The organism is Mesorhizobium sp. M1027 (assembly GCF_040318745.1).
Taxonomy (GTDB): Bacteria; Pseudomonadota; Alphaproteobacteria; order Rhizobiales; family Rhizobiaceae; genus Mesorhizobium.
In genome coordinates this window covers 198,029-213,310 of record NZ_JAMYMW010000005.1, presented here as the reverse complement: position 1 = coordinate 213,310, position 15,282 = coordinate 198,029, and the positions used below count along the sequence as shown (strand labels likewise).

12 protein-coding genes and 3 pseudogenes are annotated in these 15,282 nt (G+C 59.0%); 2 read left to right on the top strand and 13 right to left on the bottom strand.

Going from position 1 to position 15,282, the window contains the following annotated elements; genetic code table 11:
* Nucleotides 1-488 precede the first annotated feature (488 nt).
* The 3 genes from NKH50_RS11915 to NKH50_RS11905 form a co-directional block, all read right to left on the bottom strand.
* Nucleotides 489-1,802 (bottom strand): HlyD family type I secretion periplasmic adaptor subunit, encoded by a 1,314-nt coding sequence (locus tag NKH50_RS11915; RefSeq protein ID WP_352548197.1) that lies wholly within the window; start codon nucleotides 1,800-1,802, stop codon nucleotides 489-491.
* Complete coding sequence (locus tag NKH50_RS11910; protein ID WP_352753399.1) at nucleotides 1,777-3,546, bottom strand: type I secretion system permease/ATPase; 1,770 nt, start codon at nucleotides 3,544-3,546, stop codon at nucleotides 1,777-1,779. The genes NKH50_RS11915 and NKH50_RS11910 overlap by 26 nt, the downstream gene beginning before the upstream one ends.
* A 384-nt stretch (nucleotides 3,547-3,930) precedes the next feature.
* A complete protein-coding gene (locus tag NKH50_RS11905; RefSeq protein WP_352753910.1) occupies nucleotides 3,931-4,731 on the bottom strand; it encodes a calcium-binding protein in 801 nt (266 codons plus the stop codon).
* A 447-nt stretch (nucleotides 4,732-5,178) separates the two neighbouring features.
* Here NKH50_RS11905 and NKH50_RS11900 point away from each other — a divergent pair.
* Nucleotides 5,179-5,604: pseudogene (locus NKH50_RS11900) on the top strand (transposase domain-containing protein); the annotation flags it as partial.
* A gap of 29 nt (nucleotides 5,605-5,633) precedes the next feature.
* On the opposite strand, the pseudogene NKH50_RS11895 reads toward NKH50_RS11900, so the two are convergent.
* The 9 genes and pseudogenes from NKH50_RS11895 to NKH50_RS11855 all read right to left on the bottom strand — a co-directional run.
* Nucleotides 5,634-5,895: pseudogene (locus NKH50_RS11895) on the bottom strand (hypothetical protein); the annotation flags it as partial.
* Between the two features lie 8 nt (nucleotides 5,896-5,903).
* On the bottom strand, nucleotides 5,904-6,866 hold the full coding sequence (locus tag NKH50_RS11890; RefSeq protein WP_352684243.1) for a LysR family transcriptional regulator: 963 nt from the start codon (nucleotides 6,864-6,866) through the stop codon (nucleotides 5,904-5,906).
* Nucleotides 6,867-6,933: 67 nt separating this feature from the next.
* The gene (locus NKH50_RS11885; protein WP_352450738.1) at nucleotides 6,934-7,722 is read right to left on the bottom strand and encodes an ABC transporter permease; all 789 of its coding nucleotides are present in this window, start codon (nucleotides 7,720-7,722) and stop codon (nucleotides 6,934-6,936) included.
* Nucleotides 7,723-7,725: 3 nt separating this feature from the next.
* On the bottom strand, nucleotides 7,726-8,637 hold the full coding sequence (gene nodI, locus NKH50_RS11880; protein ID WP_352609809.1) for a nodulation factor ABC transporter ATP-binding protein NodI: 912 nt from the start codon (nucleotides 8,635-8,637) through the stop codon (nucleotides 7,726-7,728).
* A 38-nt stretch (nucleotides 8,638-8,675) separates the two neighbouring features.
* Nucleotides 8,676-8,924 (bottom strand): annotated as a pseudogene (locus tag NKH50_RS11875) (carbamoyltransferase N-terminal domain-containing protein); the annotation flags it as partial.
* 35 nt (nucleotides 8,925-8,959) lie between these two features.
* Nucleotides 8,960-9,556, bottom strand: coding sequence for a nodulation methyltransferase NodS (nodS, locus tag NKH50_RS11870; protein ID WP_352609840.1), 597 nt, complete (start codon nucleotides 9,554-9,556; stop codon nucleotides 8,960-8,962).
* 80 nt (nucleotides 9,557-9,636) lie between these two features.
* Entirely contained in the window at nucleotides 9,637-10,962 is a 1,326-nt protein-coding gene (gene nodC / locus NKH50_RS11865) for a chitooligosaccharide synthase NodC (RefSeq protein WP_352609807.1), read from the bottom strand.
* Nucleotides 10,963-10,976: 14 nt separating this feature from the next.
* A complete protein-coding gene (nodB, locus tag NKH50_RS11860; RefSeq protein ID WP_352457035.1) occupies nucleotides 10,977-11,636 on the bottom strand; it encodes a chitooligosaccharide deacetylase NodB in 660 nt (219 codons plus the stop codon).
* Nucleotides 11,633-12,226, bottom strand: a complete 594-nt coding sequence (locus tag NKH50_RS11855) for a NodA family N-acyltransferase (RefSeq protein ID WP_352483781.1) — start codon at nucleotides 12,224-12,226, stop codon at nucleotides 11,633-11,635. The genes nodB and NKH50_RS11855 overlap by 4 nt, the downstream gene beginning before the upstream one ends.
* A gap of 265 nt (nucleotides 12,227-12,491) precedes the next feature.
* On the opposite strand from NKH50_RS11855, the gene NKH50_RS11850 reads away from it, so the two are divergent.
* Nucleotides 12,492-13,421 (top strand): LysR family transcriptional regulator, encoded by a 930-nt coding sequence (locus tag NKH50_RS11850; protein WP_352591353.1) that lies wholly within the window; start codon nucleotides 12,492-12,494, stop codon nucleotides 13,419-13,421.
* A 553-nt stretch (nucleotides 13,422-13,974) separates the two neighbouring features.
* Here the strand turns inward: NKH50_RS11850 and NKH50_RS11845 are convergent.
* Nucleotides 13,975-15,006: a LacI family DNA-binding transcriptional regulator gene (locus tag NKH50_RS11845; protein ID WP_352878869.1), complete on the bottom strand. Its 1,032-nt coding sequence runs from the start codon at nucleotides 15,004-15,006 to the stop codon at nucleotides 13,975-13,977.
* Nucleotides 15,007-15,282: the final 276 nt, after the last annotated feature.

Sequence of the window (15,282 nt, the reverse complement as noted above, 5' to 3'; positions counted from 1 at the left end):
GTCCTGGACCATTTCATCAAAGGTCGTTGAGCTTACGCCGATGAACGTCGCAGCCTGCTCGCGATTGATTCCTACCGGCGGGAGCGAGGGCGGCAAGACGCTCGGGGTGCGTAGCATCGGTTTAGCGCGTTGAAAGCGCGTTTTTGACGCCTGCCTGTCTTCCTATGTACCTGTCCGAATATTGCAGACGCTCAATCATGTCCTAGCCCTGTGCTTGCAGGCTCACCCTAGGTCTCCAGACCTCAGGATCGCTCAAGACACCGGACTCTTTTCCAGCCTTTGTGTACGATGATGGGTATCTTAATGCGCTCGAGGCCAAGAACTGAATGGTCGGCGACTTGGAAGGGCAAAATGACCGTGGAACCACGAATCTGAGTCAGAGGCGGAATCCAACTGAGGAAAGTATGGCTGTGTTTTCAGACGGTTATGACTCTCATGCATGCGTAACAACCAACAAGAATACCAACAAAATGTTTCTGTGGTTACTTTCATTCCTCATGGAATGCGCGACTGATTTGGTCCGACAGCGGCTTCACAAAATAAGAAAGCGCCGTACGCTCGCCCGTCTGGATCATCGCTTCGGCCGGCATGCCGGGCACGAGCGTCAGGTCCTTGAGCTTCGTCAGTTCCGCATGCGGAACCGACAGACGCACCAGGTAATACGAAACGCCGTTTTTTTCGTCCGTCGCCAGATCGGCTGCGATCCGGCTGACATATCCGTTCAATACCGGCGTGGTCCTCAGATTGAAGGCTGACATCCGCAGCACGGCCTTGTGACCAAGCTGGATTTGGTCGATGTCCTTCGGGGTGATTCGTGCTTCAAGCGCAAGATCGTCGCCTTCCGGCACGATTAGCATAATCGGATCGGCGGGCGTGATCACTCCTCCGACCGTATGAACTGCGAGTTGTTGAATGGCGCCTGACTGCGGCGCGACAATATCGATCCGTCGCAGTTCCTGTTCAGCCGCCACCTTGCGCTCAACATATTCCCCAACCTGCGCCTGAACCTCTCTGAGCTCCTGGCCGACTTCCGTCTTGAAATCCGGATCGATCTGCAGGATCTGCAGGCGCGTTTCGGCTATGCGGGCTGCCGTCTGTGCCTGATGTGCAATCTTCTCACCGCGTTCGCCGCCGAAAGTGGCAACCTGCGTCTTCAGACTGTTCAAGCGTTGGTCCGAGACAATGCCTTGGTCGCGCAGCCCACTCAGGGCAGCAATTTCCTTTTGGAGGATCTCGGTGCTTTTCTCACAAGCGATTGCCTGCGCCTTGAGCCCCTCGATCTCGTGCTCATATTGAGTGATGCGTTCCGCTAGCTGCGCCTGCCTTCCGTCGCGGGATTGTCTGCGGAATTCGAACAGCCGCGTCTCGCCATGTACTGCCGAAGCTACGTCCGGAACATCTCTGCGGGCGAGCAGCCAGTCCGGGAAGGCGATCTCCGCCAGATCGTCACGCTCAGCTTCGAGTCGTGCCAGGTTGGCGGCCAGCTCATCGAGCCGCTTGGTGACTACAGCGAGAGTGGCGCGCGTCTGGGTGGCGTCGAGCCGCATGAGGATGTCGCCGGCTTTTACTTTATCACCTTCGCTCACCAGGATTTCTCCCACCACCCCGCCGGTCGGGTGCTGCACCTTCTTCACATAGGAATCGACGACAAAGTGTCCGGACGCGACAACCGCGCCGGAGAGATTCGTGAAGGCCGCCCAGGCTCCGGCTCCTCCCACAAAGATCACGCTCGCCAGCAGGCCCGCCACCAGGTGCCGGCGAATGGACCTGGAAACGTCATTGTTCTGATGAATGCCGGACACCGGGATCCTCCATGTCAGCGCGCTCGTTATCCTGTGTAGACTCGATGGCCTTGACCCCAGCGCCTGATGCCATCGCTGCCCCCTTAAGGACTTTGGAAAGCGCCTCATCACGCGCACCGAATGCTCGCTGCCGTCCACCTTCCATCACCAACACCAAATCCACGGCGCGGATGGCGCTCGGCCGATGGGCAACGACAACCGCAATGCCCTTGCGCTCGCGCACGGAGGCGATCGCCTTGACAACCGCAGCCTCGCCTTCCGCATCGAGATTGGCATTGGGTTCATCCAGCACAACAAGGAAAGGGTCTCGATAAAGAGCACGGGCAAGACCGATACGCTGGCGCTGCCCGGCGGAAAGTGCCGATCCGGCCTCACCAATCGGAGTTTCGTAGCCGTGCTCAAATCGGAGGATCAGTTCGTGCGTGCCCGCTGCTTTCGCCGCGGTGACAATAGCCTCAGGGTCAGGATTATCTTCAAAACGAGCGATGTTTTCGGCAATGGTGCCGTCGAATAGTTCAACACCTTGCGGCAAATAGCCGATATGACGGCCTAGCGCTTCCCGGTCCCATTGATCGAGGCTTGCGCTGTCGATGCGAACCTTTCCGGCGACCGGCGCCCATGCGCCGACGATGGCGCGCGAGAGTGTCGACTTGCCCGAACCCGATGCACCGATGATCCCGAGTGCGCTTCCCGCCTGAACGGCAAACGCAAGGCCGGTCACGGTCGGCTTCCTTTCGCCGGGCGGAACGATTGTCACGCCTTCGAGGCGGAGTTCGCGTTCAGGTGCAGGCATTGGCATAACAGGAGCGGTTTCAGGAACCGTTCCCAGGAGGTCCTCCAGCCGCGCCCAACCCTGGCGCGCCATGAGGAAGGGTTTCCAGCTTGAAATGGCCAGATCGACCGGAGCCAGCGCACGCCCCATCATGATCGAACTGGCAATCATGACCCCGGCCGTAGCCTCCTGCCTGATGACAAGGTACGCGCCGACGGCAAGAATGGCCGATTGCAGCAGCACGCGCAACGACTTTGCAATGCCACCCAGCCCACCTGCCACGTCCCCAGCTTTCCGGTTGGCGGCCAGATACTCGGCATTGGCCTTGTGCCATCGGGCAGCGATCCGCTTTCCGAGACCGAGAGCTTGCACGACCTCGGCATTGCAACGCGCTGCTTGCAGTAGGCCATTGCGCACCATGTCGTGGGCAATGGTCTCGCGTATCGGCCGTTGCGAGAGAGTGTTGGTAAGAAGTGTCAGAGATGTGAGACCGATCGCCCCGATAAGTGCCGTCATGCCGATCCAGAAATGAAGGAGGAAGCAAATGGCAAGATAAAGCAGCATCCATGGCAGATCGAAGAACGCTGTCGGACCGTTTCCACCTAAGAATCCGCGAATATTGTCGAGGTCGCGAAGCGGCTGCAAGCCGTCGCCCGGCATGCGCGTTAAAAGCGGAAGGCGAACGATCGCATCGTGAACGCGTCCGGAAAACTGTTCATCGAAACGCTCGCCAATCCGCAGCAGCACGCGGGCGCGCAAAACGTCCAGCAGGCATTGGAACGCATAAAGCCCTGCAGCAAGCACGACGAGCCCCACTAGCGTCGATACGCTGCCACTTGCCAGAACGCGGTCGTAGACCTGAAGCATGAACAGCGGCGAGATCAGCGCAAGCACGTTGACCACGCCGCTGATCAACAGAATTCCCCAAATAGCGGAAGTCAGAGGGAAAGGTCTCAAAGCTGAATCCTTCAAGGAATGGTTACTCACGTAGGTCTCCGTGAGGATCTGGCGACCCAGCTCCCTATATTGCTCCCCGAGCGGCAACCGACTCGCTGATTCAGGATCAGTGCTCCCGCCGAATATGTTTGGTTTGGCATCTAATGGAGCGGGTCAACAACAACACCGTCCGGCTGAAGGTTTGGAAGGGCAACGTCATCGTGGCCGGCCGCAAGGGCCCGAACAGGCTTCCGCCTCCACGCGTTCAGGGAGATTTCGGTGTACGACCAGCGCGACGTGCAGGGCTTCGTCAAGCTGTACACGCTGCGACTGCTCCCGGGCGCCCCGGCCCATCGCAAGTAGCGGAGACGGAAAGCGCCCGCCCAGGGGCGGGGCGCTGTTCCGTATGGGTTTTCTGGATCAAACGAAGGTGAAGTCCGACGCGGTCAGGCCTAGGTCGGCCACGGTGACCACACCGCCCAGGTGGGCGAACTCATGCCCGTTGTTCTCGGCGGTGACATAGGCCAGAGTTGCGACTCTGTCGCTGTAGCTGCTTTGGTAGACAATGATGTCGCCGGCGTGCTCGCCGGAGATCGCACTCGCGGCTTCAGAAGCAGAGTTGAAAGATTCGCCAGTGATCACCACGACGTGTTCGCCGTTCGCACCCGAGGCCGCACCACTGTAGAAGCTGCTCACCGGGTAGCCGGACTGTATGCTGGCGTTGTTGACGAAGTTCGCGCCAAAACCGTCGTTGTAGAGGCCCACCGCATCGAAGGCGAACTTGTCCTCCGCCGGGTTGAAATCGGTGATAGTGGTAATGTCCGGCTTCGACCCGACACTCGGGTCGACCCCAGGCACCGGATTGTGGAACTGGAACACGAAGGTGTCATTGTCGGTGCCCCCGGTCAACGTATCCTGGCCGTCACCCACGTAGAGGACATCCTGGCCGGGACCGCCGCTGAGCCTGTCATTGTCCTCACCGGAGATGCGCGCGTTGAAGCGGCCGTTGTCGCCGGAGAGATCGTCCCAGCCATCTCCGCCGAAGATGCGGTCGTTACCCTCGCCGCCAATGGCTCGGTCACTGCCCGGGCCAGCCGAGATCTCGTCGTTGCCGGCACGACCGTCAATCCAGTCATTGCCCTGGAAACCCTCCATCCAATCTTCAAGCTCGGTGCCGAGGAGTGTTTCGGAACCCGGGCCACCCTCGATAATCTTTGCCATCGAAAATACTCCTAATGATGCACCCTGCCTGACGCGTTCATATTCCTCGTCGGATAATTAGAGAAATCGATTGCTTGGATAGACACACATTTACGAAATGGATGCACTCACGTTCACTTCGCCCTTCTGCTGAGCAGTTGCGGGCTCGCTGGCGGCGGGGACGCTGGTCGCCCAAGCAATCGATCTGAAGATTCGACACTCAAACCACCAGGACAACACTTCGTAACGGGGCCGTCCTGGGTCGGCCCCAAACTTCTCTCTGTTTGCTCGACGCCGGCATACCCGCACCGTAAGCGCTGGACGAGGACAAGTTCCGCTGGCCGCGGGTGGAGAACGGCGTGATCCGGCTTGCCGCGCCGAACTGATGGCGCTCGTCGAAGGCATGGACTGGCGCGTTTGAGCCGAACGGAGACGGCGTCCGACGTCGGCCGGATAGGCCGTGGCGAAGTGACTCAGGCGCAAAAGGCGGGCCTCAGGCCGTGCAACATAAGCTCCTGTCGGCGTCATGACGAGAAGCGCTTCGGCCCGTCCCCACGAAATCGATCCGCTCAAGGCGATGTTCGTCGCCATGGCGGCGGAGAAGGCCGAACTGCAACAACTCCGGAGCGAAACACTCAAGGCCGAGATCGTCCGGATGGCGACACTCAACGAGCGTGCCCAGGAGAGGATCGCCGACCTTCATGGGATCGTCAAGCAGCTGGAGCGCGCCGCTTCGGTCGCAGCTCCGAGAAGCTCGAACGTGCCCAGCAGGCCTTCGCCTTCGAAATCCAGACCGGGCTCGGCGCGATTGAGTCCGAGCTCGAGGCCGCAAGACCGACAGGCGAGCCGCGACGTGCTGCGCGACCGCGCAAGGCGTTCCCGGCGCATCTGGAGCGGGTCGAGATCGTCATCCAGCCCGAGCCATGGGGGAAGAAGCGCTCCCGCAGCCAATCGTCCAGTCCGTCAAACGAGTCGGCCGCACAGGCTTGCGAAACGGAACAGTCCCGCCCTCGCTTAGATACCGAGGCACCGTGTTGCGAGCGCACCCGAATTCGTTCGCCCGTCGGTTCCCCAGCCAAGCTCATGCAGCGGCAGCATCGCTGCCACCTCTTCAGGCTGAAGGAGCTGCTCTCCCTGCATCGTTCTCGACAATGCAGGAATCGCCCAATCCCAATCGCCATCCATGCCTCCTCTCATAACCGAGGGGTCGTCGGCCGACAACTGAGACGTCCGGTGCTCTTAGGCGGGGTAATCATACGAGATGCCTCCTGCAACATCATTTCCCGCATCCATAGGCTTGCCGGATCATTATTGTGAAGCGCAGGCCATTGGACGGCCTCCGTGAATGCGGCAGGAAGTGGCGGCGGAAGTTCGACAATCCGCAGGGGTGTTAATTTTGCGAAATGCTGCGCCAACCGTAAGGGCATTGTCCCGATGCGGTTGGTGCCTGATATAAGGGGCGGGATCATGCTAAAGCCCTGTACGACGACCTCGATACGTCTCTCGAAACCGTTCTCGAGCAAATACCATTCCTCGATGGAGGGCTGCCGGGTGTCCCCGAATTTAAGCACAACCTGCCCCATCGACAAGTATCGGTCGAATGTAAGTGGCTCTGACAGCTGCTTGTTCGTGCCGCAGCCTACGCATACGAGTATATCTTCGAACAGGGCTGCGCGAGGATGTTTCGACATGAACACTTCCGGCATAATCAGAAAATCAACGTCGCCGCGCCGGAGAAGCTCCTCGGGGTCGTCGGAAATAAGCAGACATTCGAAGCGGACGGCGGGAGCTTCCCGCGCAGCACGCTTTACGATCTTCTTAAAAAATACGAGCGTGAGGTAATCGGAAAGGATGATGCGGAAGCGACGATCCGATCGGGCCGGGTTAAAGGCGTCCCAGGAAATAATCGACAGCTGGATGTGCAGCAATGCCTCCCGGACTGCTGTGGCGAGCCCCTCCGCGCGCGGTGTCAAAATGAGTTCGCGGCCGTTCATCGTAAATAGCTCATCGCTGAAATAGGCGCGTAACCGACCGACGGCGGCGCTCATGGCCGGCTGACTCAGGTTAATACTGCGGGCCGCGGCGGTGACTTTACGCTCCCTGATCAAAGCGTCCAGCACAACGAGGAGATTTAGATCAAGTCCCTTAAAACGCATGTATTGACCTATCCGACGCGTGGATGGGTATCGCCCAAAGAATCAATTTTACGAATGGTGAGTAGCGTCAACGCATCAGCCGACGACGAAATAGAGCAACCGATAGGAAGAACGGCAAAACCGTGTATATGCAAAGCGCGCCGATATGCAGGCCCATGCTGCCGGCCGGACGGCCAAGCATCGCCGGACGAATGAGGTCAATTGCATGTGCGAGCGGCAACAAGGAGGCGACGTCCTGAAAAGCGCCGGGCAATTGGTTGACCGGAAACATCGCGCCGCAAAGGAACAGCATGGGTGTTATAACAAGCGTATTATAAAATATGAAATATTCATAACTGGGCGCAAGCGCCGTGACGACCATCGCTAGACTCGCGAAGGCGAGGCCACTGAGAGCGATGACTGGCAGCAAGCAGAGGATGGATGGCCACGATGTGTAGCCGAGCGTGGTGGCAACAATAGTGATTGCTGTGCCCGCCATCAGGGCCTTGGTGGCTGCCCACGCCAATTCGCCGAGTAAGATATCGCCGAGCGTCAGCTGAGTGCATAGCATTCCTTCCCAGGTGCGCTGGTTGTCCATGCGGCCGAAACTCCCGTAAACCGTTTCAGCAGTCGCCGATGCCATCGCGCTTGTGGCAACCATGCCAGCCGCGAGAAACGCAATGTACGAAGTGCCCTCAACAGGACCTATCATTGTTCCGATGCCAAAGCCGAGACCGAACAGATAGATCATCGGATCGGCGAGGTTGCCGAGAACCGATGCAAGCCCGATTTTCTTCCATCCAAGATAGTTGCGGCGCCAAACCGCGACCCAATTCCATGCATTGGCGGGCATGGCCGCCGCATAACGTTCGCCCATTGTTCAGTCCTCCATCTCGCGCCCGGTTAGCCGCAAGAACACATCCTCGAGATTGGGGGGACGCTGCAGAAGGCGCAGACCCGCGCGCCCGCGTAGCTGCACCAGCACCTGCTCCGGATCGGGTGCATAGCAAAAAAGCGTCTCACCGCTCACCTCGATGCGCTGTGCGTACGGCCGGATCAGCGCACCCAGTTCATGCGGATTGCCGCCGTAGACCTCGACCACGTCACAGCCGATCTGCTCGTCAATGAGTGCGGACGGGCGGCCTTCGGCGATCTTGCGCCCCTCCTCCATAACGCACAGCCGATCGCACAGCCGCTCGGCCTCTTCCATGAAATGGGTAGTCAAAAGAATAGTCTTGCCCCGCGCCAGCAGCGATCGCAGCCGTTCCCAGATCAGGTGGCGGGCCTGCGGATCGAGGCCGGTGGTCGGCTCGTCCATCACTAGCAAGTGCGGGTCATTGATCAGCGCACGCGCGAGCGTCAGGCGCCGCTTCATGCCGCCGGACAGTTCGGCGACGCGCGCATCCGCTTTGTTCTCGAGGCGGGCGAACTCAAGCAGCGACGGTATGACCGCTTCGATCTGGCGTCTGCTCATCCGGAAGTAGCGCCCGAACACCAACAGGTTCTCGCGTACAGTGAACGCGTTATCAAGATTGTCGAACTGCGGCACCACGCCGATGCGCATACGTGCCAAACGCGCGCGCGCCGGCACTGGAGCGCCGAGCACAGTAATCTTCCCCGCATCAGGCGATGTCATGCCGAGGACCATACGCGCAATCGTGCTTTTGCCCGCGCCGTTCGGTCCCAAGAGCCCGAAGCATTCCCCCGCCGTAACGCGGAACGACAGTCTGTCGACAACGAGCTTGTCATAAGTTTTGCTTACGTCAGTAAGATCGATCGTTACCGTGGACATGGGTTCATTTTACCGAGAGCGTCGCCACGACTGGCGGTTGCTGTTGCCTGCCGGACCTGAAACTGTGACTCGTCTTCGCCATCCCAGCCGTCGATAACGAACTGATCGACATCACAAGGATTTAGCCCCTGTTCCGCCAAAGCGGCGACAATTGCGTCGAGATTATCGATGGTTTGATAACGCGGATTGTTGTGCCGCTTTTCCTGCTCAACGCAGAAGACGAGCCGTCCATCCTCGACAAGGGCGATCGCCCCATCATGGGTCAGCTTGGTACCACAGATGCGCATAGTGTCTCCACGTTAACGGCGATAGATTCGATTCATCAGGAAGTGGAAAGCGGGTTCCGGAAACGGACGAGCAAGCAGTCTTCGTTGACCGACTCGCCCCGACACTCAAGACGCTCTACCTCGATCAACGTTTCGTTCAGCATGGCGATGACCGGCTCAGCACCAGCGGCGTGACCCCAGCGACGGCAATTAGCATCCCTTGCCGATCCGAAGATCAGATGCCCGCCTGGCGCAAGCACCCGCACCAGGTTTTTGACGGCCGCGCGCATCTCGGCTATGTCTTCGAGGTAGTATAGGACCTCCGCCACAACGATCAGGTCAAACAACTCGTCGGTCGAAAACTGTTGAACATCGGAGACTATCCAGTTGATGCGCGGCGGCTTCTTTATCCGTTGACGTGCTCGAGCTATCGCTTGCGCCACGACATCGATGACGGTGAGCCCTTGGCAGTAGGGGGCTAGTTTTTCCGTGAATGCGCCGGCAGCGCACCCGACTTCGAGGGCATTTGTAATGGAGCCTTGGGCAAGCGCCAGCTGGAGCATTTGCGTGTGGCGCTCCCGCTCGAACGGATTGCCGTCGAGGCGCCACGGATCGTCTGCGGCCAATTCCCGATCGAGCAACTGATGATTCATGTTCTGGGTCAAACTCGTCCACCTCTCGTCCACCTAGGTAATTAGCGATCACTCGTCGCCGCAGATGTTGCTCGACAGCGCTAATCCCGAAGAATCCGCGCAAGATTGAGCCTGCGAAGCGGAGCCGCATGCGGTGAGAATTCTGCCCTGCTTGATCCAGTGATCGGAGTTTGGGTGGGGGCCTGTTTTCCCCCAGTGTTCGATGTAGCGACAGCAGAGCTTCGCGACAGCCAATCGCTATTGCTCAATGTACACAGCGCGTAGGCCTTCAAGGGAAGTAAGAGAAAGATGTTGATGAACGTGTGCAGGGAAAAGCCCAGAAATCGAAACTGTCGAGCACGAAATGCTACCACGCTGCATCGGAGCATGGTCATGGACACAATCATCAGTCCTGTCCACCAAGGCACAGTGCCTGTCAGTGCGAAATGTGCGAGGCCCGTTAGTACCGATAGGGCGAGGAGTAGCGGCCCGAGATTCTGTCCGACCACGTCCAACGTGAGATAGCTATTGAGGCCGGGCAGCAAGCGCAGCCCAAGCAGCGTGTCCCGGAATGTGCTTCGTGCCCAACGGAGTTGTTGGCGCAGATACGGTCCGAGTCTGTTCGGAACGACTGTGGCCGCGATGGCGCCCGGAACGTACTCGGTTCGAAAGCCTGCTTTCAGCATGAGGATAGTGAGATGGCGATCCTCCCCGAAGTCGCTTGGCTTGCCCCGAAAAAATTGCGACTCGTACTGGTCCAGTAACAAAAGGAGCGCAGACCGGCGGTACATGGCACATGGGCCGCAACAGCACATAACGGCACCGAAGCGAGCCTGTGCCGCGCGCTCCTCGTTGCAAGCCAGCCAGTACTCCATGTCTATCAGCCTTGTCAGCCAGCTCTCGCTCCGGTTACTGGCAATCAACTGACCCATGACTGCGCCGACCGCTGGATCTCGCATCTTCGGTACAAGCTTGGTGATGACGTCGGACGCGAGTATCGTGTCTGAATCAACGTTAAGCACCAAATCCCCGGATGAGCGGCGTATCGCGGCGATCTGCGCCTTGCGCTTTCCAACATTCTCGGGAAGCAAAATGATGTCGAACCTAGGGTCGCGCGCGTAGGTTTCGTGGACAGTTCGTACGGCTTCGCGATTTCCAGAACCGTCATCAACCACATAGACCCGAAGTCTTCCGGCGTATTCTTGGTCTGCAATGGACGCCAGGCACTCTGAAAGCGTGCGCGGATCCTCGTTGAAGCAGGGGACGATGACATCCACGCTGGGCAGTTGATCGGAGCCGACGAGATCCTCCAACGCCGATGAGTCGTTTGTCGGCAGAGCATAAATCCCCTGCATGCTCTTATAAGCAGTCGAGAGCAGTGCATAAAGCGAAATGGCCACAGTGCTGGTTGTACCAAGAAGAGTCATGGGATCTCGTTTGTTCAGTGATGTTGAGGAAGTGAGCGGATTACAAATCCGCGCTCATGAAGTGCTGGAATCAGCCGGGACAGCGCCGTGACCGTCTGGTCGCGCAGACCGGCGTGAGCGCCCTGGCTCAACTCGCCGGGAGGGCATCCGTCGTGCAAGAGTACGATTGCGCCCGGCCGGACAGAGGCGAGCACGGTATCGATAATCGCGTCGACCCCAGGGCGAGACCAATCTCGAGGGTCGACGGACCAATGGAGGGCCGTCAGCCCGGCGATCTGTGACGCTGTGAAGACTTCTTCGCTCCAGGCCCCGTAGGGCGCGCGAATATAGCGCACCGAGGCCTGAGGGCACGCCCTCATGATGGCGCCGTTCGCTTCAAAGATCTCACGTTGCACTTCGCCGAAGCCGCATTTGTACAGATCCGGATGAGTCATCGTGTGGTTGCCTAGCTCGTGCCCTTCTGCAAACATTCGTTGGATTAGATCCGGGTGCTCTAAGGCGTAGGCGCCGATGACGAAGAAAGTGGCCGGCACCCGCTGCTCTGCCAGCACATCCAGAATCTCCGGTGTGAAAAGTGGATTGGGACCGTCGTCAAACGTCAGATAAACGCTGCGACGGCCGGTGCCGTCAGAGCACTCACGGCGCACTTCGTACAAGCAATCGGGACGGCTCATAGCTCTGGTCCGTTCCGATCGATCATCGTGCCCGTGGGCCATTCGCTGATCGGCCGTCCAACTGGCAGAACAATGGTGAGTGCGTCATCAATGCGTGTGGGCGGCAGGTCGAGGCGCGCCTCTGGTCGGGTGGAGCGCACGCGAATTCCCGACAAGACGGCCAAAGGGCTGTATCGCCGCCCGAACCTCTCAACATGATTCCGCAGCGCGTGCCGGACGGTTCCGAAAGCGAATGGAACGCCAAGCTCCTGCAGTATTGGAAGCACGACATGGATTGAATGGGCGATTCCGAGACTCTCAAGATCCGGACGTACCCCGTACAGGCCCAGCTCAGCCACCAACAGATCGACCGCGTCAACCTTGATGAAACGGCGCAGTATGCCCATGTGAGCCGCTACACCGTTCGAATCATAGGCGATTGCGCGGAGTTCAGGCCTGGCGCCGGCCCAGCTTCGACTACCTTCGAACGGTTCTGCGTTGGACGCCCCAGTCGGCCCGTAGGTATTACGAAAGAACTGGGCGAGCTCGACGTGGTCCGAGAGCTGCAACTCGTTTTCCCAGCACAATTTCCACTGCACCTGAGGGCGCATTCAGGACCTCTCTTCAAAATAGTTTCTTGCGGGCCGCATTACCCGGCCAAAGCGGCGGCGTTGTTGGCTGCACTCAACCGTTGTCGTTAGCGAAGGTGAGCCAGCCGGTGGGGCTCGCCATGAGCTCTCTCGATGTTCCCGCCCGTCGCGGCGCCGTCGATTTGAGCTTGACGTCGGTCATTTACGTTCCTCTAATGCATGGTTCGTAAATTCGTAAAATTGATTGTTTAGATGATGCCCATCCACACGCTGGATAGATCAGGATATGCGGTTTAAGGGGCTGGATCTGAATCTCCTCGTTGTGCTGGACGCTCTGATCAGGGAGCGTAAAGTCACTGCCGCGGCCAACAGTATTAACCTGAGCCAGCCGGCCATGAGCGCCGCCGTCGCTCGGTTACGCGCCTACTTCAGCAATGAGCTATTTACGATGAACGGCCGCGAGCTCATTTTGACACCGCGCGCGGAGGGGCTTGCCCCAGCAGTCCGGGACGCATTGCTGCACATCCAGCTATCGATTATTTCCTCCGACGCCTTTAACCCAGCCCAATCGGATCGTCTCTTCCGAATCATGCTTTCCGATTACCTCACGCTCGTGCTTTTTAAGAGGATCGTAGAGCGTACTGCGCGGGAAGCTCCCGCCGTCCGCTTCGAATGTCTGCCTATTTGCGACGACCCCGAGGAGCTTCTCCGGCGCGGCGACGTTGATTTTCTGATTATGCCGGAAGTGTTCATGTCGAAACATCCTCGCGCAGCCCTGTTCGAAGATATGCTCGTATGCGTAGGCTGCGGCACGAACAAGCAGCTGTCAGAGCCACTTACATTCGAGCGATACTTGTCGATGGGGCATGTCGTGCTCAAATTCAGGCACACCCGGCAGCCCACCATGGAGGAGTGGTATTTGCTCGAGCACGGTTTCGAGAGACGTATCGAGGTCGTCGTACAGGGCTTTAGCCTGATCGCGCCCGTCCTATCAGGCACCAACCGCATCGGGACCATGCCCTTACGGCTGGCGCAGCATTTCGCAAAAACAACACCCCTGCGGATCGTCGAACTTCCGCCGCCACTTCCTCATCCCGCATTCACGGAGGCCGTCCAATGGCCCGCGCTTCACAATACTGATCCGGCAAGCCTGTGGATGCGGGAAATGATGTTGCAGGAGGCATCTCGCCTGGCGCCTTTGCTTGAAAGCTATTGAGCGTCTCGGGCTTCCTGGAGGCGGTCGCGATCGCGTAGGAGCGGTTGCCATTCGGGCGTCAGGCCTTTGGCTCGGCAGAGCGGCGCAGTTCCTTGCTGAGTACGAGGGCCAGGAACGAGCAGAACACATGCCCGGGTTGGTGCTGAGTTGACTGCCGCCTCCGATTTCGCGTGCGAAGTCCCAGAAGATGTCTAGCCCCACTCAAATGCCAACTTTGCCGGCCTTGCCGCGGCTTTTCACGCGCGGCCAGGCGAGGAGATGCCGGTCGACGAGGTCAATCCCAACGGACTGTGCCGGCCTCGCTCGGCTACTGGCGTGAGGCATCCTTGACGACACCGCCCTGGACCGACAACGTCGAGATGTTGGCAATGAAGCCGGTCGCGACCTCGCGCTTCCGCCTGAACGCGTGGCCGATCCGTTCACCCAATTGGCTTCATCCTGGGCCGCGGCTGAGGCCTGTGGGGTGCGGCTACCCCGCGTGGATGGGATCATCAATCAACTTTCTCTCATTTATGAAAGGAAACTTCCCCGCTTACGATAGAAGCCATCAGTTTCATATATTTTCCGGCAGATGAATGTCGAACGGCAGAAATGTCTGTCCTGGTGTTTCAGCAGTGCCGGTCTCGATAGCCCGCGTCATCAGCGTTATCAGCTCCTGGGAAAGCCGGCGCATTGGCGTGGCGACCGCCATCGTGATGATGTTATCAGCGAGTGCCGCCCGAGATTCCGGCGTGATTTCATTCACGATCGCGACGAGATCGCGACTTTTACCCTCTTCCCGGACCGCGGAGATGGCGCCCTCCATGCCGCCCCCGGCGACATAGAAGCCGACGAGCTCGGGTTCCCGCTGCATGAGATCAAGCGTTGCCTCGTAGGTGACCTGCCGTTTCTCCAGGTTCACAAGCGGATCGAGCACCTCGAACGTCGGCGCGTTCTCACGGCAATAGGAGCGAAAGCCGACGTCACGGAGCTCGTGCCCCTGGAAACGATGGCTACCGACAAACACCGCCACCTTGCCGGGCCGTTTTGCGACCTTCGACACCATCCAAGCGGCCGTGCGCCCCACCTTGCGGTTGTTGAGGCCGATATAGCCCTGTCGCACGCCGGCGGCGAAGTCGGAAAGCAGCGAGAAAACCGGAATGCCTTTGGCCTTGAGGTCCTCAACCGCTGCTGTAATTTTTGGGTGCTCCGGTGCCACCATCGCGATCGCATGGCAGCGTGCGCCCAAATCCTTGAGCGGTGCGATTAGGTCGCTCGGCATATGTGACGGGGCGAATTGGATGAGCGGAATGCCGTGGAAGGACTGGGCCAAATTGACCGACGCTTCGACCTCGCGCGCAAAGTCTTGGTAGAAATGCTGGGCCGGTTTTCTCAAGATGAAGCCCAGACGGTAGCACGGTAGGTCTCGCCGCAAGCGCTGCTTGATGAGCCCGGCAGCATGATAGCCGATCGCGTGGGCGGCGTCGTGGACCCGCCGCGCGGTCTCCTCGCGCACCGGATGGCGGGCGTTCAGAACCCGATCGACCGTTGCTACGCTGACTCGGGCTTCGCGGGCGAGATCGGTAATTGTGGGGCGCTTGGTCATGGGTCCTATTCTGATTGGTTTTTGACGCAGGCTGGCTCTCTGTCACCTAGCGCGATTCGACAATGCTTTCGGGTGGGCAAAGTGAAGACGCCCGCATACTGAATGATCGACAGCGTATTGGACTACTCCAGACGTAGACCGGCCGGGTATAACGGAAGGTTCATTCGCTTAGGGCGGCGATGATTTGCACTCACACATTTAGCGCTTCTGATACATGGTCCGTGAGGCGCCGTTTAGAGCCTGCGAGTCGATCGTTCAGGTCATGTGAACAGCTTG

What these genes read in the sequence shown, in the direction of transcription:
- NKH50_RS11905 (WP_352753910.1), bottom strand. Translation starts at nt 4,731, where the DNA reads ATGGCAAAGATTATCGAGGGTGGCCCGGGTTCCGAAACACTCCTCGGC.
- NKH50_RS11890 (WP_352684243.1), bottom strand. Translation starts at nt 6,866, where the DNA reads ATGCGTTTTAAGGGACTTGATCTAAATCTCCTCGTTGTGCTGGACGCT.
- NKH50_RS11885 (WP_352450738.1), bottom strand. Translation starts at nt 7,722, where the DNA reads ATGGGCGAACGTTATGCGGCGGCCATGCCCGCCAATGCATGGAATTGG.
- nodI (WP_352609809.1), bottom strand. Translation starts at nt 8,637, where the DNA reads ATGTCCACGGTAACGATCGATCTTACTGACGTAAGCAAAACTTATGAC.
- nodS (WP_352609840.1), bottom strand. Translation starts at nt 9,556, where the DNA reads ATGAATCATCAGTTGCTCGATCGGGAATTGGCCGCAGACGATCCGTGG.
- nodC (WP_352609807.1), bottom strand. Translation starts at nt 10,962, where the DNA reads ATGACTCTTCTTGGTACAACCAGCACTGTGGCCATTTCGCTTTATGCA.
- nodB (WP_352457035.1), bottom strand. Translation starts at nt 11,636, where the DNA reads ATGAGCCGTCCCGATTGCTTGTACGAAGTGCGCCGTGAGTGCTCTGAC.
- NKH50_RS11855 (WP_352483781.1), bottom strand. Translation starts at nt 12,226, where the DNA reads ATGCGCCCTCAGGTGCAGTGGAAATTGTGCTGGGAAAACGAGTTGCAG.
- NKH50_RS11850 (WP_352591353.1), top strand. Translation starts at nt 12,492, where the DNA reads ATGCGGTTTAAGGGGCTGGATCTGAATCTCCTCGTTGTGCTGGACGCT.
- NKH50_RS11845 (WP_352878869.1), bottom strand. Translation starts at nt 15,006, where the DNA reads ATGACCAAGCGCCCCACAATTACCGATCTCGCCCGCGAAGCCCGAGTC.